A 21,684-nucleotide genomic window follows, 5' to 3' on the forward strand; every position below is an offset into this window, starting at 1 on the left:
GGCACCGTGGGGGAATTTGCCTGCGCCGCCGCGAATTGCTCCTGGTACTTACGGATCGTCTTCCGGTCAACGCCCGTAATCCGGGCGATCTCCCGCTGACGTTTGCCCGCTGCGACGAGCGTGGCGATGGTTGTTTGCAGATGCGGCTTCAAGACATTCACTCCAACAACCCCTCTTCTTCATTCGAGGGGTGCAAGGTAACGTCCTGCCAGACCGCGCCAGCATCATGCTCCGCGTGTCTCTAGGTGGGGGATTTTGAGGTGCCCACAGGTGGGGGAATTTGCCCGCCCATCGGGGTGCTATGCGGAGTTCGCGTCGTCGGTGCCGGTGGCCGGTTCGATCTACACCTACAGCTACGCCACGATGGGCGAACTGGTCGCGTGGATGATCGGTTGGGACCTGATGCTCGAATACGGTCTTGCGAGTTCCGCGGTGTCGGTGGGGTGGTCGGGCTACTTTCAGTCGCTCATCGGCGGGTTTGGCCTCCATCTGCCCGCAGCGTTGTCGGCGGCGCCGGGCGCCATTCCCGGCGTCCAGACATGGTTCAACCTTCCCGCGTTCCTCGTCATGCTGGTGTTGACAGCACTGCTGTCGTTTGGCGTGCGCGAATCGGCCCGGCTCAACAACGTGATGGTCGGGTTGAAGATCGGTGTCGTGTTGCTGTTCATTCTGGTCGGTGTCCGCCATGTTCAACCGGTGAACTGGCATCCGTTCACGCCCTTCGGTTATTCGGGCGTGTTCAGCGCAGCGGCACTCGTATTCTTCGCCTTCATCGGATTCGACGCGGTCACGTCCGCCGCCGAGGAAGTGAAGCGGCCGGCACGCGACCTGCCAATCGGCATCATCGGTTCGCTGGCCGTTTGCGCGGTGTTGTACGTTGTGGTGTCGGCGATTCTGACCGGCATCGTTCCTTACCAGAAATTCCTCGGCGTCGACCACCCGGTATCGCTTGCCCTTCAATACGCAGGCGAGAACTGGGTTGCGGGCTTTGTCGATCTCGGCGCGATTCTCGGCATGACCACTGTCATTCTCGTGATGACCTATGGTCAAACGCGCATCGTCTTCGCGATGTCGCGCGACGGCCTGTTGCCGAAGAAACTGTCGAACGTTCATGCCAGTTTCGGCACGCCGTTTATCGCGACCTGGATCGTCGGCATCCTGTTTGGTCTGGTCGCGGCCGTGGTGCCGCTCAATGTGCTGACCGAACTCATCAACATCGGAACGCTGGCGGCGTTCAGCCTGATTTCCGTCGCCGTTATCGTCCTGCGAAAAACGCGCCCCGATCTGCCGCGCGCCTTCCGCTGCCCAGCCGTGCCGATAGTGCCTCTGCTCGCGATCGCATTCTGCGTGACGCTGACCGTGTTCCTTCAAGCCACGACCTGGATCGCGTTTCTCGTCTGGCTCGCAATTGGGCTCGTCGTGTATTTCACGTACGCGCGCCAGCGCTCGCTCCTCAACTGACTTCGGGACATGGCCGAGGGTCTCGGCCCGGTCCGCTTTTTGACTGAATGACTGAACGCCTATGAGTTACGACTTTGATCGTTTGATTTCCCGCCGCGGCACCAACGCTCTTGCGGAGGACGGGTTCGAAAACTATTTGTTCGGCGTCGATGCGCCCGTGCCCGCGCTCGAGGTGCCGAGGGAAGAATTGATCTCGATGTGGGTGGCGGACATGCAGTTCGCCGCACCGGATGCGGCAATCGATGCGATCGCCGAGCGCCTGAAGCACCCGGTCTTCGGCTACACGATGAACTTCGACGATCAGCTCTATCAGGTTTTCCATGCCTGGTGTGTCGAGCGCTACGACTGGCGTTTCGCCCGAGAGGACATGCTGGTCGCGCTGGGCGTGATACCCGCGCTCTTCGGGCTCGTCGAATATATTTGCCAGCCCGGCGACAAGGTGCTCAGCCTGACGCCGGCCTACGGGTACTTCAAGCACGCGACGGTGCAGCGCGATCGCGAATTCATAACGTCGCGCCTGCTCGCGTCCGAGGATGGGCGCTACACAGTCGACTTCGCCGACTTCGAAGCAAAAGTCAGCGATCCGGCCGTGAAGCTCTTTTTCCTTTGCCATCCGCACAACCCGACCGGCCAGGTCTGGACGGACGACGAACTGCGCGGCATGGGCGAGCTCTGTATCGCCAACGGCGTCAAGATCGTTTCCGACGAGATTCATTGCGATCTGCTCAGAACCGGAAGCCGGCACACGCCGTTGGCCAGGTTGTTCCCGGGCAGCAAGGACGTCATCACCTGCATGGCCGTCAGCAAGACTTTCAATCTGGCGGGGATGATGATCGCGACCGTGATCATCCCCGACCCCGTATTGCGTGCGGAATGGAAACGGCGCCACTACCCGTTCGTGAACCCGCTCAGTCTAGCTGCCGCCACTGGCGCGTATCGGAACGGCGCGCGGTGGCTGGACGCGTTGCGCTCGTATCTGGACGACAACTTCGCGTGGACCCAACAGTTTCTGAACGAACACTTGCCGAAGGCGAGGTTCCGCATTCCCGATGCCACCTATCTCGCTTGGGTCGACCTGCGGGCCTATTTCGACGAGTCGGTCAACCTGACACGGTTCTTTCTGGAAAAGGCCGGCGTCATCCTCGAAGGCGGCGAGATGTTCGTCGAAAACGGCGATTGCCGGCTCCGGCTCAATCTCGCATGCCCGCGAGCGCAGGTGCAGCGGTCGCTGGAAAAGATACGCGATGCGATCGTTGGCTTTCACGAATGCCGAAACATCAGTAGTAGTCACCCCTCCCATCAACTCTCGTAACAAAGGAAATCCATGAACGACTGGAACGAGTATCGCGAGCAACTCACGCTTCGACTGCGCGAATTCTCCAAACTTGCCCCGGAAACCATGAAAGGCATCGCGTCACTCGGTCAAGCAGGGGAGAAGACGAATCATCTCGACGCGAAGACCCGCGAGCTGATCTCTCTTGCCGTCGCCGTGACCACGCGCTGTGATGGATGCATTGCGTTCCACGCGAGTGAGGCGAAGAAGGCGGGCGCGGCAGTGGAAGAACTTTCGGAAGCGCTTGGCGTTGCCATCAACCTGAATGCCGGTGCTGCGCTGGTCTATTCTGCGCGCACGTTGGACGCCTTCAGTAAAGCCTGATTAGTAACGGAAAATTACCTGCGGCAATCCTGGTTGCAGGCGGTGGGACGTGCATTGCCGCGAAGGTAGGAGAATGGCGCCGGGCGCGAGTCGTGCGGCCTTCATTATCCCCATCGGTCACGCAAATCACTGTACGTTTTTACAGTGTCTTGCCGCATGTTCCCGGCCGTGCCGCTAACTTCCTTCAGCAAAAAAAGACGTAGTGTCGTGCCAGGTATCGCGCGGAGCCTGTTGGTATTCTTAGGTCAATTCTTGGACGCACCCGATTTCGGATAACAAGTAAGAACGCGCTGGATTGAAGTGGAGCAGCGAAAAAACGTGATGAAGCGTCCTTGTCGATAGTCAGACAACTTACCGGCTTCGAAATAGACAGTAATGTTTTTCAGTGCCCAGCGCAAACTAATTCGACACCAAATGTTGTATTCGTCGTCCGATGTGGCATAGTGCGAAAAACTAACTTGTTAAAGGAATACCACGAATGGCTACGCTCCAATCGATTCAGGCACGAATCGCAAAGCTGCAGGCTCAAGCAGAATCGCTGGCGTCAACGAAATCGTCGGCGGTGCTCGAGAAGATTCGCGGTCTGATGGACAAGCATGCAGTGACGATCGCCGACATTGAGGCTTTCGTCGGCAAGCGGCGCGGCCGCAAACCGGGAACGACCGTTGCGGCGAAGCAGGGCGCGTCGGCTGCGAAATATCTCGATCCCAAAACGGGCGCGACCTGGACCGGCCATGGTCGTGCACCGGCGTGGATTGCAAATGCCAAGGACCGAAGCAAGTTCCTGATTGCAGGTGCGGCGCCGAAATCGGCTGCTGCCGTGAAGGCGCCTAAGGCAGGTAACTATGTGCGCGGACCGCAGCCGCCGAAGTATCGCGACCCGAAGACCGGCGCGACCTGGTCCGGTCGCGGCACCGCACCGGCGTGGCTCGCCGGCGCGAAGGACCGGTCGAAGTTCCTGATTGAAAAGGCCGAGCCTGCAGCGAAGACGGCCAAGGCGCCGGCAGCGAAGAAGGCCGCTGCCAAAAAGAACACGGCTAAAAAGAACGCTGCAACGGGTAAGGCTGCTGTCAAGAAGGTATCTGCGAAGTCGACTGCGTCGCCGGCGCGCAAAGCTGCATCGAAGAACGGCGCGGCGGCAAAATCGCCTGTCGTTCGAAAAGCCCGTGCGCCGAAGCTGGTCGTGAAATCGACGGCGCCTGTCGAAGTTGCCGCGCCTGCGGCAGCCACGGAAGTTGCGAGCACGGCCGCTGCAGCCTAAGTGACGCACACCGGGCTCCGGAAGCTTGCTTCCAGCCCGGTTCAGCGCTTGTTACTCGTGGCGGGGACCGCTTGAACACTAAGACGGTTGCTGGCATTGACGTAGGCGGTGACAAGAAGGGCTGCCATCTAGTCATTCTGGAAGGCAGTCGAGCTTTTCGGCCAGTCGATACGAAAACCCCGCAGGAGATGCTGCAAGCGTGCCTTGAGTACGGCGTCCAGGCCGTCGGGATCGACGCTCCTTGCCAATGGGGTGTCGAAGGCGAAGGGCGGCGTGCGGAAAGGGAACTTGCGCGTCAACGCATCTTTTCCTTCGCCACACCAACTCGAAAGCGGGCGGATGAAAATCCGGGTCACTTCTACCGGTGGATGTTCAACGGAGAAGCCATTTACCAGGCCTTTTCGTCTGCCTTCCCGCTGCTGACAGCTCGCGATTTCCAGGGTGGGCGTGTTAGCTTCGAAACGTTTCCCCATGCTGTGACCTGTGCTCTGCGGGGCCAGGAGGGAACGTCTGCGAAAGAGAAACGCCGCCAACGACCCGAAGTACTGGAAAACGCGAAGATCGACATCTCAGGCTTGAAATCGATTGACGACTTCGATGCCGCGCTGTGTGCGCTGAGCGCGAGATATCTGGTTGAAGGGCGCACCTACGCATACGGCAACGTGGAAGGCGGCTACATTCATGTGCCGATTCCGTAGTAGCACTTCCAGATGTTATTGTGATTCGGAGCGGGTCGCGCGTATCTTGTTGCGCCGCAGTTGTCACGAGGGCAATAACAGCTATGGACTCGAGCAACGAATTTTCCTATTTCGCGTACGGCTCCAACATGTCGGTACGACGCCTCGTCGCGAGGCTGCCGTCCGCGAAGGTTGTCACCACGGGGTTCGTGACTGGCTACAAACTCGCGTTCGACAAACTGAGCAAAAAGGACGGCTCGGGCAAGTGCGATTGTGAGCACACGGGAAACACCGGTGACAGAGTCTACGGCGTCATTTTCTCGGTGGTGCATCGCGAACGGGAGGCGCTCAACACGTTCGAAGGAGCAGGTAAGGGGTACGAGCCTTTGAGTCTCCGGGTTGAGACCGTCAATGGCGGAATGTATGCACTGACCTACGTCGCTACAAAAAAACAGCCTGGTCTTCAGCCATACCACTGGTACAAGCAGCATGTATTGGTGGGCGCGAAGGAGGCGCACTTGCCTGAAGATTACGTGCGTGCCATCGAAGCGGTCGTCTCCATCGACGATCCGGATTCGATGCGAACCGCGATGGAGCTTCGGGCTTACTCGGCGATGTGATTAACCGGATCGATTCGGTTGAATTCGTTTCTGGGCCGCCGTTTCGCATCGAGAGTTGGGGCTATCTTCGCGCAGCGGCCTTTTTACGCTGACGCTCCGGTTCCGCCGGCGCGTTTGCGGGCATGGAGCAGGCTCGCACGATGGATTCGATGAGCGCCTCTAGCTCCTCGTGCTTTTCTCTGGACGACACGTCGAAGAGTTCAAACACCCCAAAACCACGAAGAGTAGCGAACACCGACGCAGTAAATCCCTTTGGATACGGATGATGCGCGTGGAGTTCGGGGAACGTCTCCATGAATCTCGAGAAGAACTGCTCGTCTTCAAAAGCGCGCTTTGCATCGATGCGGCTGAAGATCGATGGCGTTGCCTTGCAGCCGAAGAACAGGCTCCACGCCGTCAGGTAACTCTGCGCGCCGAATATTTCCTTCCATGCGTGATGCACGAAGCGTTCGGCGCGTTCGCGCAGCGGAAGCGCCGGATCCGGCCACACGCCGCCCTGGTCACCCAGAGGCGCCATGGCTTCGTCGACCAGGCGTTCAATCAGCGCATCGCGACTTTCGAAGTGGTGCTGCAGGGCACCGAGCGAAACATTGGCGCCGCGCGCAATGGCCTGCAGGGTCGCGCTCTTGAAACCTTCTTCGCGCAAAAGGCGTTGCGCAGATTCGATGATCTTGCGCTGGGTGGTCTCGATGCGCTCGCTTTGCGGAGTCCGTGCGCGCGTACGCGGGCTGGTGGTTGCCATGGATGTCACGTCGGTCGTCATATGTAAAACAATAATAAATACTTCTTGTTCGATGGGGAACCGTCGGTTGCGTTCCAGCCCGAATTTCATCCAGGTACAAACACTAACAATAATAAATTATTGTTGTTATATAGTTCGGGTGTCCGCCGCAGCTTCGCGGCGCTTCTCAAGTCACACGGATTTGACATGCCGCGCTTCATCGACCGCCTGCCCAACGATGACCACACAAACGGCTGGAGCACGTTGCTCCCGCCGCGCACTCCACGACTGCCGCTCGCGGGTGAGCACGACTTCGACTGGGTGGTAATCGGCGGCGGCTACGCCGGTCTCGCGGCCGCACGCCGGCTGGCCGAGCTTCGGCCCGACGATTCGATAGCCGTGGTCGAGGGCGGCGAGGTTGGCGAAAACGCCTCGGGGCGCAACTCCGGGTTCGCCATCGACTTGCCGCATGCGCCTTCGACTTCGCCTGCGATGGTCGAACAGGGCCGCCGCGCCATCCGGGTGGGGCGTTTCGCGATCGCGGAACTGGAGCGGCTTATCGTTCAGCACCGGATCGCCTGCGACTGGCAACGCAGCGGGCGCTACCATGCAGCCGTGAGCCCGGGCGTTGCCGAAAAAGTGCTCGAGACCTATGCCGAGAATCTGTGCGCCTGGGGCGAAGCGTTCGAACCGCTTTCGCGCAGCGCATTGGGTGACCGGCTCGGCACGCGCTACTACCACAGCGCCATTTACACACCGGGAACCTGCCTCATGAATCCCGCGGCGCTCGTACGCGGCCTCGCAGACAACCTGCCAGCGCAAGTCGAGCTGTTCGAGAATTCGCCCGTCGTGGAGGTCGAGTTTGACGGTCCTCAGCGCTACGTTCGCACGAAGGGTGGCCGGATTCGCTACGGCAAGCTCATTCTGGCAGTGAACGCCTTTTCACAGTCGTTTGGCGTTTTCCGCGACCGGCAGGTGCCGGTTCTCCTCTTTGCGAGCCTCACGAAACCGCTCACACCTGACCAGCAGGTGAAGCTCGGCACGGACGCCAGTTGGGGAATCACGCCCGCGCATGGCGTGGCGGGTTCGACGCTGAGGCTCACCGCCGACAAGCGCCTGTTGATCCGTGAAGGCTTCGAATATTCCCCGACGCTGAGCACGAACGAGGCGCGGCGCGAGGCCGCGCGGGCCACGCATCGCAAGCTGCTCACTCGGCGCTTCGGCCATCTTGGCGGCAAGCTCGAAATCGAACACTTCTGGATGGGATGGCTTGCCGTCTCGCGCAACCATGCACCCGCTTTTGGCCAGGTCAGCGAGAACGTCTTCGCTGCGGCCTGCTGCAACGGCGCTGGCATCGTGCGCCACACCGCGGCAGGGATGCTGATCACGGAGCTTGCGCTCGGCCGACGCGGCGAACTCGCTGACGACTTTCTGGCCCAAGGCACGGCGAGCTATATCCCGCCGCGGCCGCTGCGCGACATCGGCGTGCATTTCGCGCTGATGCGCGAGCGCGCATCCGGCAGACTCGAACGGTAGCGCGAGCGCCGCTACCGTCGCTGCTTCCTCATTACGCAACACTCATATCGACAGAGACAAGGAGACGAGGCTATGCAATCAGTACGACTGATCAAGGGCGAAGCGATCCGCAACGAAAATCGCGGTGGCGTCGCCGATGGCGTGGCCGAGATCGCGTGGGCGATTTCGGACAAGGAGGGTGCGAAGCTGCCCTGCGGTTTCGGCCGTTGGCACGAAGCGCTGTGCGAACCGAAGACCCTGACCTACGATGAAGTCATTCTCGTGCTGGAAGGTGTCTTCGGCGTCGAGGCGAGCGACGGCGCGCGAGTTGAAGGTCGTCCCGGCGACGTGATTGAGCTTTGCAAGGGGGCCACGGTCAAATACTTCGGCACGCACGCAAAGCTGTTCTTCGTGACCAACTGAGACGTCGGGAGAACGCCATGCAAACCAATTCCACCCACGGACACCTCGAGCGCAAGCTCCGGAACCGGCACATCCAGCTGATCGCGCTCGGCGGCACGATCGGCACCGGCCTCTTTTTGGGCTCCGCCGGCGTCCTCGAGCTTGCCGGACCCTCAATGCTGCTCGGCTACGCAATCGGCGGACTGGTGGCATTTCTTATCATGCGTTTTCTCGGCGAGATGCTGGTCGAGGAACCGATCGCCGGTTCGTTCAGCTACTTCGCAAATCGCTACGGTTCGCGCTTCGCGGGCTTTCTCTCGGGCTGGAATTGTGTCGCGCTGTATGTGCTTGTCGGCATGCTCGAACTGACTGCAGTTGGCAAGTTCGTCCAGTTCTGGTGGCCGGGCATTCCGACATGGGTCACCGCGCTCGTCTTCTTCGTCATTATCAACGGCGTGAACTTCATCAACGTGAAGATTTACGGTGAGGTCGAGTTCTGGTTCGCGCTGATCAAGATCGTCGCGGTGATCGCGATGATCGTGGTGGGCATCTACATGATTGCGAGCCCGGGTCACCGGGGGCAGTCGGTCAGCAATCTCTGGTCGCACGGCGGGTTCTTCCCGCACGGGGTTTCCGGTCTGGTGATGGCGATGGCGTTCATCATGTTTTCGTTCGGTGGCGTCGAAATGCTTGGCTTCACCGCAGCGGAAGCCGACAAGCCGCGTCAGGTCATACCACGGGCGATCAACCAGTTGATCTTCCGCGTGCTGGTGTTCTACATCGGTTCGATGGCGGTGCTGCTCATGCTGTCACCGTGGGACCATTTGCTCGCTCAACTTAAGTCGGGTGGCGGCATCTACAGTAACAGCCCGTTCGTGCTCGTGTTTTCAGGCATCGGCGCAAACCTGGCGGCAAACGTTCTCAACTTTGTGATTCTGACCGCGACGCTGTCTGTCTATAACAGCATGGTGTATTGCAACAGCCGGTTGCTTTACGGCATGGCAAGCGAAGGCAACGCGCCTAAGTCGTTGATGCGGGTGAATCGCCGTGGCGTGCCCGTGCGCGCGATCGTCTATCCCGCCGTCTTTACGGGGCTGTGCATCGTGCTGAACTACGTAGCGCCGGCGAGCGTGATCGAAATCTTGATGTCGCTGATCGTGGCCGCACTCGTCATCACGTGGGTCACTATCATCGTGACGCATCTGCGCTTTCGCAAGGTGCGCATGACGAGTGACGCGAAGTCCGGCTTTTTGGCGCCGTTTGCGCCCGCCACGAATTATCTTTGCCTCGCGTTCATGGCATTGATCATCGGCGTCATGCTGTTGACGCCGGGCATACGGGCTTCCGCGTTTGCGATTCCCGTATGGATCGGCGTTGTGTATTTCGCATACCGATGCGTTCGGGGCCGTCACACCGAACTCGTCGTGGCTTCGTTCTGATCTTGCCGCTCGAAAAGATGCGCTAGGTTCGGCGTTTGCTGCGAAATACAAAAAATATCGTACGCTCGTGTTGTTTGCGCCCTCTGCCTATGATGCCACCAGGGCGTTGACGGCTTCTGATTTGACATGAACGCTACGGGTCAACGCCGGTGGCTAGCTTCGGACAGCCATTGTGTGGGGGCCGTAGCAGGCCTTGGCTGTTTTCAGAATTTCCACCTCGATCCGGCGTAAGTGAAGCTCGAACATGGTCCGACTAATTAGCTTTCCGACCAACAAATCCAGTAGAGCATTCACCTTTTCCGGCACTCACTGATATAGCAAGTCGGTTCGATAGTTACCGCCGGAGGGATAGTTGACGTACAGCCGCCATTGACCACCACGCTTGATACCGAATACGCGTGCCCGGTCGCCGTACTGCTGCGCGCTCAATAGCGTGCCACCGGTGATGCCCGGATGTGAAGCAACAATATCCTGCGCCAGGTTTAGCAGAGTCTGTGTCCGAACATCAGAAACGTGAGCGGCTTCGCGCCGTTGCCGCGCTGCGGCGCTTTCAAAGACCCACTGCATAAAGGTTTGAGGAACAGGTGGGACCTGGACGTTGTGATGAACTACGATTGTCTTACTTGGTGCCTTAAAGACCATGATTCCGCAACCGGTAAGTTCGGCAGTGAAAAACAACTGCGCATCGAAACCCAGATCGACCGCATAGGCGCAATCAGGCGCCCACTGCAGATAATAAGCACGATCCCGCTGATATATGCCGTTCGGCTGATTACGGCTGATCCACACCGCCGATGTAGCCGAAATCCCGGTGTCGTCATAGCGGAGTGTGACTGGTGTTACGCGAGCTGCGGAATATTGGTAATGCAAAGGAACCGCGCCAGGGTTTTGAACCGTTCGGGAAACGCTGTTCGGGATCTCCCGCGTCATATTGCTTTCGAGCCGGATCTGACGTACGTTTCCCAGACTGTTGAGCAAGGCCGCCGGATCGGCAAGAAACTGCCTATATTGCTGTGGATTCATGCTTAGTCTCCGACCAAAGATGAAATGGATACGCTTCCTCATCCGGTAAGGCGATTGGTGTGGTAGCTTTCCGATAGCCCCCGCTACTACCGGGCTACTTAACCAGAACAATTCTCCACGCGATGTTATTCCATGAAGCTCACCGAATTGGTCCTGGCTGCTTTGGTCGTAATGATGGACAAGTCCGCGTGTCCACAATTGCGGGAAGATCCCTGCGGCCCAAGTCGCTGAATTTGAAGAGAAGCGGAGCGAGATCAATCAATGCTGCCCTCCGGATCAAGAGTCATCCGCCTTCAAAGCACAGTGGCTGACAGCACATAGTCATCGCCGGCTAGCCAGCGTCAATTGGTTATGCGCTCTCGGCGCGGGGCATACGATGCGTGTGAAGAAACAGATCGCGAGCCTCGCGCCGAATGTGCGATGCCGCGACTGCGACACCCCGTGAGAACTCACTTTAGTTGCGCGGCTGCGGATCGCAATATTCCCAGATGACCATACCCCACGACGTGCTCTGAGGCCCGGGCATGGGGTCGCCCGCCTCGACGTACACCGAATCCTTCGTCGCCGGACTCTGCCAGTGTCCAGTGCGTGGGCAGGGCTCTCCGGGCAAGGCGCGTGGCTTTGATTGTGCGATGGGCTGTGGGAGGTAGGTGTCTTCCTCAGCGGGGAGACTACCGTCCCGGTAACGTTGGAGGATCTCCTGCCTACGCTGTCATGAAAAAGGCATGCGGCCACCCGAAGCGGCGAATCAAGCGAGCCGGAAGCGGTCGCTCAAACCTTCAGAGGGAGAAGTCGCTATGACACTCAGTCAACGCACTTCCATTCCATTTTCTGCACGCTGATATCGGGCTGATTAGCCAGCGCTTCTCGTTCGGGCAAGAACTGGAAACCATGTCGGCGATAGAGACCTACCGCGCGGGTGTTGTCTGGCGAGACTTTCAACACGACTTTCCGCTGTCCGCGTTCGATCGCGCGCGTCTGGATTGCGTTGACCAGGCGACTTGCAATTCCCAAGCCTCGGCACTTCGAGTGAACCCACATGGCAATCAGGTTGTATTCATGCGAGCGGCTTATCGCGTCGCCGATAAGACCGACTGCTTGCCCTTGCACCATGGCTACCAGATATTGCGGTTGCGTCTGACCTGAAGCGCATTCGCGCCATTGCTGCTCGCTATACGCGGCAGCGGTGGCGTAACGCAGGCCGAACGCCGTTGGGCTGTCAAGCAGCGCGGAAAGGAGGACCGTCTTCAAGATTTGCCAGTCTTCTTCCGCGGTCGGGCGAATGAGAACAGGGCTCGACACTGTGGCCATAAGGATTCTCGGGAGTCGGGGTTCTCCCTTCTAACATTGCAGCTTTCCCCGGATACGTCGGACACTCCGTCCGTACCCGAACATAGGGCGATCACTCTCGCTCTACGGCAACTGAGCGTGAAACTTGAGAGGGCGACTGAACGGCTGCTCCCGGAGTGTCGATGACGCCTGACACGCCCGGCGCAAGCCGATCAGCAGCAGGGATCCGATTAAAGGTCCACTACTGCGGCAAACTCGCGCTCATCGTTGGACGTATCAAAGCGAGTGCCTGGCTGTATTACGGTTGCATTTCAGTGCGACTTTAGATATTTCACTAAAGTCGACTGAACTCCGAGTCCTCATCCCTTCCCGAGTGGCGGCCGACGTGGAAATCCCGCCATATTGCTCAACTGGGCAAGCTCATTGGCCGCCTCGCGTAGCAGTCCAGAGTACTCGTGAATTTTCTCAGTCGTCAGTCGTACCCGAGGACCGGCCAGGCTGATGACGCCGACGCAGCGCGAGCCGCTCACTACGGGCGTCGCCACTGCCGACATCCGCGGGGCGAACACCTCGTCGATCATCGCGTAGCCTCGCACGCGCGCGGCATGGACGAAACCCAACAGCGCTTTCAACGTCGTCGGCGCATTGGGTCCGAACTCATTTGGTTGTCCGAAGCCTTGCTTCAAGACTAGCTCGGCTGCCCGTTCATCGGTCATCGTCATGAGCCATGCGTGTCCGGTCGACGTGCATGAAAGTCGTGCTGCCTGGCCCATGTCGGGGTCGTAGCGGAAGCCGGTGCGCTGTCCGTCCGCCTTCCCAACCCAGATGATCGCTTCGCCATCCACCAGCGACAACCGCGCAAGTTCGCCGGTCTGTGCCGCGACGCGTTCGATGATCGGCTGGGCGATATCTGCGATGCCCGTGAGGCTCAGGAATTCGAGTCCGTTCGACGTCATGCGCATGGTCAGGATGTAGCGGCTGTGATCGGCCAGTTGCCTGACATACCCGCCTTCAACGAGTTCGGTGAGCAGGCGGTGGCACGTGCTGCGCGGCAGGGACAAGGCATCGGCAATGGCCACGAGGCCTGCACCTTCGCCTTGCGACGCCAGCAGATCGAGAATTCTCAGGCCGTTTCTAAGCGACATCTTTCGCTTCCATAATATGAAATGCAATTCCGGTGTGGAACGCCCCGCCTCGGCAGCGCAAACAATAGCACCTGTTCGTCACCAGAAACGAACGTTTCACCAAATCAAGAATTCAGGAGACACCATGTCATTTTTCGCTGATTCGGACCTTGCTGCAGAAGGGCGGTCTGCGCAGGCTCACTTGATGGCGCGTCGGGCAGTAGCTGGGGCAACCGTCGGCACAGCGCTCGAATGGTTCGACTTCGCGCTGTATGGCGTGGTCGCGGCGACGATCTTTCCCAAGCTGTTTTTCCCGTCGCTCGACCCCACCGCCTCGCTGCTCGCGTCACTGGCAAGCTTCTGGGCAGGGTTGGCCGCCCGCCCGCTCGGCGCGGTGATCTGCGGAATGCTCGGTGACCGTTGGGGACGTCGCAAACTGATGCTGATCACCGTGTCGGTGATGGGCGCGTCGTCCTTCCTGATGGGCGTGCTGCCCACCTACGGCCAGGTTGGCATCCTCGCGCCGACGTTGCTGGTGTCGCTGCGCATCATTCAGGGCTTCGCGCTCGGTGGCGAATCGACGGGCGCGCAACTGATGGCGGTCGAGCACGCGTCTGCTAACCGGCGTGGCTGGTATTCGGGCCTGCTCGGCATTTGCTCGCCACTGAGCCAGATTCTCGCCAACTTCTCGCTCTTCACGCTGGCCGCGTTGCTTTCGTCGGACGACTTCGATGCCTGGGGATGGCGCGTCCCGTTTCTCGCGAGCTTTGTTCTGGTGCTGCTGGGCATTTACATCCGCAGAAAGGTTAGCGAGACACCGGCCTTCGAGGCGCTCAAGAAGACTGGCGCACCGACACGCGCGGCCAATCCGCTCGGCACCGTCTTCAAATATCACTGGCGCACCGCGCTTCGCCTGACGCTGTTCTTCTGTGGCCCGGCCGCGTTGTTTTATCTGATCGTGGTTTTCTCGCTGAGCTACCTGACGAAACACCTCGGCGTACCCAGGCAGACCGGTTTCATGCTGCTGATGGTTGCGAATGTCTGCGCTATCGTGGGCGCGCTGGCGGGCGGCTATCTGAGCGATCGGATCGGACGCAAGCGCGCGCTGATGATCGGTTCGTTTTGCACACTAATCTGCTGCCTGATTTACTTTCCGATCCTCAACCAGAACTCAATCGCCATGACGATGGCCGTGATGGGCGCCTTCCTCGGCTTCACACAGTTCCAGAGCGGCATCCAGCCGGTCTGGTTCGCCGAGTCATTCCCGACCGAGGCGCGCTACACGGGGTCCGCACTGTCGTATTCGGGAGCCAACCTGCTCACCGGCGGCCCGATGCCGATCGTCGCCGTGGCGCTGCTCAATGCCTTTCACGGTTCCCCGTGGGCCATCGTAGCGGTTTGCGGCTCGCTGAACCTGATCTCCTTCCTGATGATCGCAATATCCCGGGAAACCAAAGACACGGCCCTGGAACGCACTTCTGCTCATTGACACCATGACTCGCAAACTCTACATCCTCAATGGCTCCAACCTGAACATGCTGGGCGTGAGGGAACCTCATCTTTACGGCAGCACCACCCTTAAGGACATCGAACAGAACTGCCTCACGCTGGCCGACGCCCTCAAGTTCGACTGCGTGTTTCGTCAAACGAACAGCGAAAGCGAGTTGGTCGACTGGATCCAGGAGGCGTTCCTGCAAGACGCAGCGCTGATCATCAATCCGGCCGGCTTTTCGTTCGGTCGGATTCCGGTGCTCGACGCGGTCAAGCTCATCCGCCGGACCGTTGTGGAATTGCATATCACCAACATCCACCAACGCTCGGAGGAATATCGTCACTCGACGATTTCGGTGGCGGCTACCGCGGTAATTTGCGGGGCTGGCGCAAACGGGTACTTGCTGGCGATCCGCGCGATTGACGATCTGTGGGGCAACGAGACGTGAGCCGGTCCTCTATATAGGGGCTACGCGGGCTCCTCGATGGCTTAGGGATCGCCCTGGTGCCATACGCCTGACCGTTGTCGATTCATCAAGTGCAGCGTTGTGCTGCTATGCCGGAATCCGCATGTTCGGTGCGGTTTGCTGTCAAGACGCGTCCATTTCGGCTCCCTATACTCGCCTGACATTGCCCGGCGCCACGCCACTCCCCCTTCTGGAGGCAAGCCATGTCGACGATTCCAGCACGCATAGAACGCATGCCGTATTCGAGCTTTCATCGGCGATTGTTGTGGCTGGGAGGACTGGGATACGTGTTCGATGCGATGGATGCCGCTGTGCTGGCCTTCATGCTGCCGGTGCTGCGCACGCAGTGGCATCTGAGCAGCGTACAGACCGGCGTGCTCGGCAGCGGCACCTTCATTGGGTATTTCTTCGGTGCTGCGATCGCCGGTATCCTCGGCGACGTGATCGGGCGGCGCAAGGTCATGGTGTGGGCGCTGATCATCTACTGCATCGCTTCGCTCATTAGCGCCGTGGCGCAGGATTGGCCGTTCTTCATGGCGATGCGCATCATCGCCGGTGTCGGCACCGGCGCCGAAAGCGCCATCGTGGCGCCGTTTCTCTCCGAGTTCGTGGCGCGCAAGTATCGCGGCACGTTCACCGGCAGTCTGGCGGCGTTCTTTTCGTTCGGCTTCGTCGCGGCCGCGGTGCTCGGTTATCTGGTGATCCCGCTGGCACCCGATGCCTGGCGCGTCGTCTCGGTCATCACCGCGCTCCCCGTCGTCATGCTGCTGTGGTGGCGGCGTGCGCTGCCGGAGTCTCCGCGCTGGCTCGATACGCGCGGCAGAACCGTCGAAGCCGAGGCGATCGTCGACAAAATGGAAGCGGAGGTGCGCGCCAACGGCTTGCAGCTCGAGCCGCTGCAAGCGCACGAGCCGGCCGCCCCGGCAACCGTGGGGCGCGGCACGCCGCTCGGCAACCTCAAGGCGCTCTGGTCGCGCGAACTGGCGAGCATTACCGCGATGGCCTGGCTGATGTGGCTGTCGATCACGTTCAGCTACTACGCATTCTTTACGTGGATTCCCGGCTTGCTGGTGCAAAGCGGCATGACCATCACGCGCAGCTTTTCGTATTCGCTCGTCATGTACCTCGCACAAATCCCCGGTTACTTTTCGGGCGCGTGGCTCAATGAAAAGATCGGCCGCCAGGCCACCATCGCGAGCTACATGGCCCTTGGCGGGCTCTCCGCGCTGGGGCTCGCGCTCACCCATGGCAATGCCGAAATCCTGGCGTCGGGCTTCCTGCTGTCGTTCTTCATGAACGGGACTTACGCCGGCGTCTACGCTTTCACGCCCGAAGTGTTCCCAACTGACGTTCGCGCGACCGGCATGGGCGTCGCTTCGGCAATCGGGCGCCTTGGCGCGATCGCCGCGCCCATCCTGGTTGGCTATCTCTATCCGCGTCTCGGTTTCGGCGGAGTCTTCGGCGCCACGACGCTGGTGCTGATCATCGGTGCGCTCGCTGTTCTGATCATGGGCGTACCCACGCGCGGCCGATCGCTCGAAGAAATTGCCGCCATGCGCATGAAACGCTCACAGTCGGCGCATGGCGAGTTCGCGCGAGACAATCGGAGGAGAAACGTATGAACCGCATCCTGTTCAAGAACGGCGCATTGCTCGATCCGCTGCAAGGCGCATTGCAGCCGGGCCACAATCTGCTCGTGGAGGGCGACACGATCAAGGAAGTGTCGACACAGCCGATTGACGTGCACGACGCGCAGGTCATCGATCTCGCAGGCAAGACCATCATGCCGGGCTTGATCGACCTGCACGCGCACATGGTCGCGACGCAGTTCGACCTGCCGAGCCAGGCAAGAATGCCCAACGTATTCGTCACGCTCAAGGCGGTGCCGATCATGCGCGGCATTTTGCGGCGCGGGTTCACGACAGTGCGCGATGCGGGCGGTGCCGGCCTCGCGCTGAAGCAATCGATCGAAATGGGCCTCGCGCAGGGGCCGCGCCTGTTCATTGCCGGGCGAGCGCTCAGCCAGACCGGCGGCCACGGCGACGTGCGTGCGCGCTCGGACTTCATCGTCGGCGATGCGCCGTGTAATTGCTGCGTGCGCGTCGGGGCCTTGAGCCGGGTCGTCGACGGCGTCGATGCGTTGCGCCGGGCAGTGCGGGAAGAACTGCAGATGGGCGCCGACCAGATCAAGATCATGGCCTCGGGCGGCGTTGCGTCGCCGACCGACCCGGTCGGCGCGCTCGGTTACTCGGAGGACGAGATCCGCGCGGTCGTCGCCGAAGCCCAGGGGCGCGGCACCTACGTGATGGCGCACGCCTATACGCCCGAATCGATGCAGCGTGCGGTGCGCTGCGGTGTGCGCACCATCGAGCACGGCAATCTGATCGACGCGCCGACCGCCGCACTCATGGCCGAGCACGGCGCGTACGCGGTGCCGACGCTGGTGGCCTACGAAGCGTTGCATCTTGAGGGCGTGCGCTACGGCTTGCCCCCCGAGAGCGCGGCCAAGATCGACATCGTGCGCGAGGCCGGGCTGAAGTCGCTGGAAATTTTCAAGCGCGCCGGGGTCAAGATGGGCTTCGGCAGCGATCTGCTCGGCCCGTCGCATCGCATGCAAAGCGACGAGTTCACGATTCGCGCACAAGTCCTGACGCCCGCCGAGATCATCAGCAGCGCCACCACCATCGGCGCCGAAATCCTCGGCATGACGGGCAAGCTGGGACGCCTCGCGCCTGGCGCCTGTGCCGACGTGCTGGTGGTCGATGGCGATCCGCTGCGCGACCTGGCCTGCCTCGGCGGCCAGGGGGATCACATTCCGCTGGTGATGAAGGGCGGACACGTCGAGTTCAACGAGTTGCATTGAACGGGGATACGCCGTCTACGGCGCGGCGGGGTGGCACACGCCCTCGATTGACGGCATTGCGACGGGCCGGTTAGGCTCGGGGCCATGCGCCCATCCAAAGTCGATCTGAATCTCTTCGTCGTGTTCGAAGCCGTCTATCGAACGCGCAACCTCACGCGTGCGGCTGAGATGCTTTTCATCACGCAGCCCGCCGTGAGCAACGCGCTCGCGCGCATGCGCAAGGCATTCGACGATCCGCTGTTCGTGAGCACGCAGGCCGGCATGATGCCCACGCCCGTCTCCGAGAACATCATTGGCCGGGTGCGCGAGGCGCTGCAGTTGCTCGATTCGAGCACCCATGCGGGCGAACGCTTCGATCCGGCTTCGTCGCAGCGAACGTTCCGGCTCAGCATGAACGACCTGTCCGAGGCATTGCTGCTGCCCGCGCTGGAAGAGGTGCTACAACGTCTCGCGCCCGGCATACGCATCGAAAGCTACTTCACGACGCGCCGCGACGTCCCCGAAGCGCTCGCGAGCGGCGCGGTCCATCTCGCGATCGACGCGCCCCTCATCGACGACCCGTACCTCGAACAGGCGCCGCTGAGCCGCGACCGTCACGCGTGCATGGCGCGCAAGGATCACCCCTTCGCGAAGAAGAAGCTCACGATCGACGACTATCTGCGCTTCGGCCATATCCATGTGTCCAGCCGCCGGCAGGGACCCGGTCTTGTCGATACCGAACTCAACAAGCTGGGACTCAGGCGCACCATCCAGACCCGCGTCCAGCACTATCTCGTCGCGCCCCTGATCGCGATGCGCACTGATCTCGTCCTGACCGCACCGCTCAGTTTGCTCAAGCGCTACGACGCGCGCATCTTGGCGCTGCCGTTCGATATTCCCGATCTCGAGACGCATGGTTACTGGCATCGCAGCGTCACGGCGGACCCGGCTCATCGCTGGCTGCGCGAGCAGATAGGCCGTCTGATGCGCAAGCAGACCCCCTAGGTGTCACGATTCGTTATGACGCGGTATCACGAGAATAAATTTCCTGAATACTCCGCGCCCCGGTATCGTTTCAGTCATGTTCAGACGAGGTCGGCATGGCGGAACTCTACCTGGTACGGCACGGGCAGGCGTCTTTCGGCGCTGAGAGCTACGACGAGCTTTCATCTTCCGGCTGCGCCCAGTCGCGCTGGCTGGGCGAATACTACGCGCAGTCTGGCCTGACTTTCGATCGCGTGGTCATCGGCACGATGCGCCGCCACGCGCAAACCGCCGATGCCCTGCTAACCGCAATGGGCAGCAGCAAGCCCGCGGAGATCGTGCAGGACGCGGATCTGAACGAGTACGATTTTCACGCCCTGTTTTCCGCTCTCGCAGAGAGCGGTCTGGCGCCTGGTCACGCGGCCGAAAGCTCGATGAAGGTCTTCTTCAAGGGGCTCAAGCAGGTCTTGCAGCTTTGGTCCGAGGATAAATTGCCCGGGCGCGTTCCCGAGACCTGGGCGCAGTTCCAGGCGCGCATCGAGCGTGCGCGTCTCGCCATTCAGCGCTCGGGCGGCAGGCGCGTTCTGGTCGTGAGCTCGGGCGGCCCGATTGCCGTCTTCGCCCAGCAGGTTCTGCAGGCACCTGCGGCCGCCGCAATCGCGCTCAACATGCAGATCCGCAACAGCAGCGTGAGCCAGTACGTCTTCAACGACAGCGCCATGTCGCTGGTCACCTTCAACACCTTGCCGCATCTCGAACAGGCCGAGAGGCGCGAACTCATCACCTATGGCTGATTCGAATCCGGTTTCCCGCTCCATCATGAATGCAAGCCTCCAGTTCGACGTGGAAACACTCACGCGCTATCTGGCCGCCCACGTGCCCGGTTTTCAGGGACCCATGTCCGTCGAGAAGTTCGCTGGCGGACAGTCGAACCCCACGTTTCTTCTCGATGCGCAGAGCGGCCGCTATGTGCTGCGGCGCCAGCCACCGGGCGAGTTGCTCAAGTCCGCGCATGCCGTGGACCGCGAATTCCGCGTGCTGAGCGCGCTTGGCAACACGCCGGTTCCCGTTGCGCGAGCCTTGCACCTGTGCGAGGACCGTGAGGTGATCGGCAGCCTGTTCTACGTGATGAGCTTTGAAGAGGGCGAAATTAACTGGGATCCCTCTTTGCCCGCGTTGTCTTTTGGCGAGCGCGGTGCCATCTACGACGCGCTGATCGGCACGATGGCGTCTCTGCACGACGTGGATGTCGAGGAGGTCGGTCTGGCCGACTACGGCCGCGCGGGCAACTACTTCTCTCGCCAGATCGACCTGTGGACGAGGCAGTATCGCGCAGCGCAGACCGACGAACTCGAGGCCATGCAAGCGCTGATCGGCTGGCTGCCGGCGCATTGTCCGGTCGAAGCGGGCAAGCCTTCGCTCGTGCACGGCGACTTTCGCATCGACAACCTGATCTTCCACCGTGGCACGCCGAAAGTTCGCGCCGTGCTCGACTGGGAACTTTCCACGCTCGGTAATCCGCTCGCCGACCTCGCATATTTCTGTATGTGCTTGCGGCTTCCGCCCAATGGACATATCGGTGGTCTCGCGGGGCTCGACAGGGCTGCGCTTGGCGTGCCGGACGAGGCCGCGATCGTCGAGCGGTATTGCCGCTTGAGGGGCATTGCATCGATCGAAAACTGGAATTTTTACCTCGCGTTCAGCTTCTTCCGGTTCGCCGCCATTGCGCAGGGCGTGAAAAAGCGCGCGCTAGGCGGCAACGCATCGCACGAAAAGGCGCGCCAGGTCGGCGAGATGGCGGGTGCGCTGGCGAGGATGGGCGTCGGCGTCATTTGACAGCCGGTGTTTGACGCATACATGCAAATACATTGAGGAGACAGTTGTGACTACTAATTTGTTCGATCTGACTGGCAAGATTGCATTGGTTACGGGCGCGAGCCGGGGCATTGGCGAAGAGATTGCGAAGCTGCTCGCCGAACAGGGCGCCCATGTGATCGTGTCGAGCCGCAAGCTCGATGACTGCGAGAGCGTGGCGCGCGGCATCAGGGAGGCGGGCGGCAGTGCCGAAGCGTATCCGTGCCACGTGGGGCGACTCGACGACATTCAAGGCGTGTTCCAGCACATCCGCTCGAAGCATGGACGGCTGGACATACTCGTGAACAACGCGGCGGCGAATCCTTATTTCGGCCACATTCTCGACACCGATATTTCGTCCTTCGAGAAGACGGTGGAGGTCAACTTGCGCGGCTACTTCTTCATGTCGGTCGAGGCGGGCAAGCTGATGCGCGAGCACGGCGGCGGCGCGATCGTCAACACGGCCTCCGTCAATGCGCTGCAGCCCGGCGACAAGCAGGGCATCTACTCGATCACGAAGGCAGCCGTGGTCAACATGACGCGGGCGTTCGCCAAGGAGTGCGGCCCGCTCGGCATCCGCGTGAACGCCTTGCTGCCGGGCCTCACCAAAACAAAATTCGCCGGGGCGTTGTTCGCAGACCAGGCCCTGTACGAAAGCTGGATGACGAAGATTCCGCTGCGCCGCCACGCAGAACCTCGCGAGATGGCCGGCACGGTGCTTTATCTCGTCTCCGATGCGGCGAGCTACACCAACGGCGAGTGCATCGTCGTGGACGGCGGCCAGACGATTTGACGATGGGAGCGGCGCGCGTCGTCGGCGTCGCACGACATTCAACTGGATTCAAGGAAGAGCAAG

At 60.7% G+C, this 21,684-nt stretch carries 21 protein-coding genes and 1 pseudogene; 17 read left to right on the forward strand and 5 right to left on the reverse strand.

What is annotated here, in order from left to right:
* On the reverse strand, positions 1-161 hold a 161-nt coding region (locus E1N52_RS36480), incomplete at its 3' end, for a helix-turn-helix domain-containing protein (RefSeq protein ID WP_246089378.1).
* 136 nt (positions 162-297) lie between these two features.
* On the opposite strand from E1N52_RS36480, the pseudogene E1N52_RS36485 reads away from it, so the two are divergent.
* The 6 genes and pseudogenes from E1N52_RS36485 to E1N52_RS36510 all read left to right on the forward strand — a co-directional run.
* Positions 298-1,461 (forward strand): annotated as a pseudogene (locus tag E1N52_RS36485) (amino acid permease); the annotation flags it as partial.
* A 61-nt stretch (positions 1,462-1,522) separates the two neighbouring features.
* Positions 1,523-2,773 (forward strand): MalY/PatB family protein, encoded by a 1,251-nt coding sequence (locus E1N52_RS36490; RefSeq protein WP_133188985.1) that lies wholly within the window; start codon positions 1,523-1,525, stop codon positions 2,771-2,773.
* Between the two features lie 12 nt (positions 2,774-2,785).
* A complete protein-coding gene (locus tag E1N52_RS36495) occupies positions 2,786-3,118 on the forward strand; it encodes a carboxymuconolactone decarboxylase family protein (protein ID WP_133188987.1) in 333 nt (110 codons plus the stop codon).
* 478 nt (positions 3,119-3,596) lie between these two features.
* Positions 3,597-4,379 (forward strand): H-NS family nucleoid-associated regulatory protein, encoded by a 783-nt coding sequence (locus E1N52_RS36500; RefSeq protein WP_133188989.1) that lies wholly within the window; start codon positions 3,597-3,599, stop codon positions 4,377-4,379.
* Between the two features lie 71 nt (positions 4,380-4,450).
* Entirely contained in the window at positions 4,451-5,077 is a 627-nt protein-coding gene (locus E1N52_RS36505) for a DUF429 domain-containing protein (protein ID WP_133188991.1), read from the forward strand.
* Between the two features lie 83 nt (positions 5,078-5,160).
* Positions 5,161-5,676, forward strand: coding sequence for a gamma-glutamylcyclotransferase family protein (locus tag E1N52_RS36510; protein WP_133188993.1), 516 nt, complete (start codon positions 5,161-5,163; stop codon positions 5,674-5,676).
* A 61-nt stretch (positions 5,677-5,737) separates the two neighbouring features.
* Here the strand turns inward: E1N52_RS36510 and E1N52_RS36515 are convergent, their stop codons facing one another.
* Positions 5,738-6,508 (reverse strand): TetR/AcrR family transcriptional regulator, encoded by a 771-nt coding sequence (locus E1N52_RS36515; protein ID WP_246089377.1) that lies wholly within the window; start codon positions 6,506-6,508, stop codon positions 5,738-5,740.
* A gap of 96 nt (positions 6,509-6,604) precedes the next feature.
* Here E1N52_RS36515 and E1N52_RS36520 point away from each other — a divergent pair, with 96 nt between their 5' ends.
* From E1N52_RS36520 to E1N52_RS36530, 3 genes are read left to right on the forward strand one after another with little or no spacing between them, the layout of a single operon-like run.
* Complete coding sequence (locus E1N52_RS36520; RefSeq protein ID WP_133188995.1) at positions 6,605-7,933, forward strand: NAD(P)/FAD-dependent oxidoreductase; 1,329 nt, start codon at positions 6,605-6,607, stop codon at positions 7,931-7,933.
* A 30-nt stretch (positions 7,934-7,963) separates the two neighbouring features.
* Positions 7,964-8,335 (forward strand): hypothetical protein, encoded by a 372-nt coding sequence (locus tag E1N52_RS36525; protein WP_281282814.1) that lies wholly within the window; start codon positions 7,964-7,966, stop codon positions 8,333-8,335.
* A gap of 17 nt (positions 8,336-8,352) precedes the next feature.
* Positions 8,353-9,753, forward strand: a complete 1,401-nt coding sequence (locus E1N52_RS36530; protein WP_133188999.1) for an amino acid permease — start codon at positions 8,353-8,355, stop codon at positions 9,751-9,753.
* Positions 9,754-10,059: 306 nt separating this feature from the next.
* Here E1N52_RS36530 and E1N52_RS36535 read toward each other — a convergent pair whose 3' ends face one another.
* The 3 genes from E1N52_RS36535 to E1N52_RS36550 form a co-directional block, all read right to left on the reverse strand.
* The gene (locus E1N52_RS36535; RefSeq protein ID WP_133189001.1) at positions 10,060-10,776 is read right to left on the reverse strand and encodes a hypothetical protein; all 717 of its coding nucleotides are present in this window, start codon (positions 10,774-10,776) and stop codon (positions 10,060-10,062) included.
* A gap of 804 nt (positions 10,777-11,580) precedes the next feature.
* Positions 11,581-12,087: a GNAT family N-acetyltransferase gene (locus tag E1N52_RS36545; protein ID WP_133189003.1), complete on the reverse strand. Its 507-nt coding sequence runs from the start codon at positions 12,085-12,087 to the stop codon at positions 11,581-11,583.
* Positions 12,088-12,425: 338 nt separating this feature from the next.
* A complete protein-coding gene (locus E1N52_RS36550; RefSeq protein WP_133189005.1) occupies positions 12,426-13,211 on the reverse strand; it encodes an IclR family transcriptional regulator in 786 nt (261 codons plus the stop codon).
* Between the two features lie 184 nt (positions 13,212-13,395).
* Here E1N52_RS36550 and E1N52_RS36555 point away from each other — a divergent pair, with 184 nt between their 5' ends.
* From E1N52_RS36555 to E1N52_RS36590, 8 genes are all read left to right on the forward strand, one after another.
* Entirely contained in the window at positions 13,396-14,679 is a 1,284-nt protein-coding gene (locus E1N52_RS36555; RefSeq protein ID WP_133189187.1) for an MFS transporter, read from the forward strand.
* A gap of 4 nt (positions 14,680-14,683) precedes the next feature.
* A complete protein-coding gene (locus tag E1N52_RS36560; RefSeq protein WP_133189007.1) occupies positions 14,684-15,130 on the forward strand; it encodes a type II 3-dehydroquinate dehydratase in 447 nt (148 codons plus the stop codon).
* A 221-nt stretch (positions 15,131-15,351) separates the two neighbouring features.
* Positions 15,352-16,770 carry an MFS transporter gene (locus E1N52_RS36565; protein ID WP_133189009.1) on the forward strand — a complete coding sequence of 473 codons (1,419 nt, stop codon included), beginning with the start codon at positions 15,352-15,354 and terminating at the stop codon, positions 16,768-16,770.
* Positions 16,767-18,011, forward strand: coding sequence for a metal-dependent hydrolase family protein (locus E1N52_RS36570; RefSeq protein WP_133189011.1), 1,245 nt, complete (start codon positions 16,767-16,769; stop codon positions 18,009-18,011). Before E1N52_RS36565 ends, E1N52_RS36570 begins: the two co-directional genes overlap by 4 nt.
* Positions 18,012-18,095: 84 nt before the next feature.
* A complete protein-coding gene (locus tag E1N52_RS36575) occupies positions 18,096-18,995 on the forward strand; it encodes a LysR family transcriptional regulator (protein WP_133189013.1) in 900 nt (299 codons plus the stop codon).
* A gap of 95 nt (positions 18,996-19,090) precedes the next feature.
* Positions 19,091-19,768, forward strand: a complete 678-nt coding sequence (locus tag E1N52_RS36580; protein WP_133189015.1) for a histidine phosphatase family protein — start codon at positions 19,091-19,093, stop codon at positions 19,766-19,768.
* A 25-nt stretch (positions 19,769-19,793) separates the two neighbouring features.
* Positions 19,794-20,810 carry a phosphotransferase gene (locus E1N52_RS36585; RefSeq protein WP_133189017.1) on the forward strand — a complete coding sequence of 339 codons (1,017 nt, stop codon included), beginning with the start codon at positions 19,794-19,796 and terminating at the stop codon, positions 20,808-20,810.
* A 46-nt stretch (positions 20,811-20,856) separates the two neighbouring features.
* Entirely contained in the window at positions 20,857-21,621 is a 765-nt protein-coding gene (locus E1N52_RS36590; RefSeq protein WP_133189019.1) for an SDR family oxidoreductase, read from the forward strand.
* Positions 21,622-21,684 lie beyond the last annotated feature (63 nt).

The sequence above is a fragment of the Paraburkholderia guartelaensis genome (genome assembly GCF_004353905.1).
Taxonomy (GTDB): Bacteria; Pseudomonadota; Gammaproteobacteria; order Burkholderiales; family Burkholderiaceae; genus Paraburkholderia; species Paraburkholderia guartelaensis.

Coding starts and splice junctions, on each gene's coding strand:
- E1N52_RS36495 (WP_133188987.1), top strand. CDS start 2,786: ATGAACGACTGGAACGAGTATCGCGAGCAACTCACGCTTCGACTGCGC.
- E1N52_RS36510 (WP_133188993.1), top strand. CDS start 5,161: ATGGACTCGAGCAACGAATTTTCCTATTTCGCGTACGGCTCCAACATG.
- E1N52_RS36535 (WP_133189001.1), bottom strand. CDS start 10,776: ATGAATCCACAGCAATATAGGCAGTTTCTTGCCGATCCGGCGGCCTTG.
- E1N52_RS36565 (WP_133189009.1), top strand. CDS start 15,352: ATGTCGACGATTCCAGCACGCATAGAACGCATGCCGTATTCGAGCTTT.
- E1N52_RS36530 (WP_133188999.1), top strand. CDS start 8,353: ATGCAAACCAATTCCACCCACGGACACCTCGAGCGCAAGCTCCGGAAC.
- E1N52_RS36500 (WP_133188989.1), top strand. CDS start 3,597: ATGGCTACGCTCCAATCGATTCAGGCACGAATCGCAAAGCTGCAGGCT.
- E1N52_RS36550 (WP_133189005.1), bottom strand. CDS start 13,211: ATGTCGCTTAGAAACGGCCTGAGAATTCTCGATCTGCTGGCGTCGCAA.
- E1N52_RS36580 (WP_133189015.1), top strand. CDS start 19,091: ATGGCGGAACTCTACCTGGTACGGCACGGGCAGGCGTCTTTCGGCGCT.
- E1N52_RS36545 (WP_133189003.1), bottom strand. CDS start 12,087: ATGGCCACAGTGTCGAGCCCTGTTCTCATTCGCCCGACCGCGGAAGAA.
- E1N52_RS36520 (WP_133188995.1), top strand. CDS start 6,605: ATGCCGCGCTTCATCGACCGCCTGCCCAACGATGACCACACAAACGGC.
- E1N52_RS36570 (WP_133189011.1), top strand. CDS start 16,767: ATGAACCGCATCCTGTTCAAGAACGGCGCATTGCTCGATCCGCTGCAA.
- E1N52_RS36585 (WP_133189017.1), top strand. CDS start 19,794: ATGAATGCAAGCCTCCAGTTCGACGTGGAAACACTCACGCGCTATCTG.
- E1N52_RS36515 (WP_246089377.1), bottom strand. CDS start 6,508: ATGAAATTCGGGCTGGAACGCAACCGACGGTTCCCCATCGAACAAGAA.
- E1N52_RS36490 (WP_133188985.1), top strand. CDS start 1,523: ATGAGTTACGACTTTGATCGTTTGATTTCCCGCCGCGGCACCAACGCT.
- E1N52_RS36555 (WP_133189187.1), top strand. CDS start 13,396: ATGGCGCGTCGGGCAGTAGCTGGGGCAACCGTCGGCACAGCGCTCGAA.
- E1N52_RS36560 (WP_133189007.1), top strand. CDS start 14,684: ATGACTCGCAAACTCTACATCCTCAATGGCTCCAACCTGAACATGCTG.
- E1N52_RS36575 (WP_133189013.1), top strand. CDS start 18,096: ATGCGCCCATCCAAAGTCGATCTGAATCTCTTCGTCGTGTTCGAAGCC.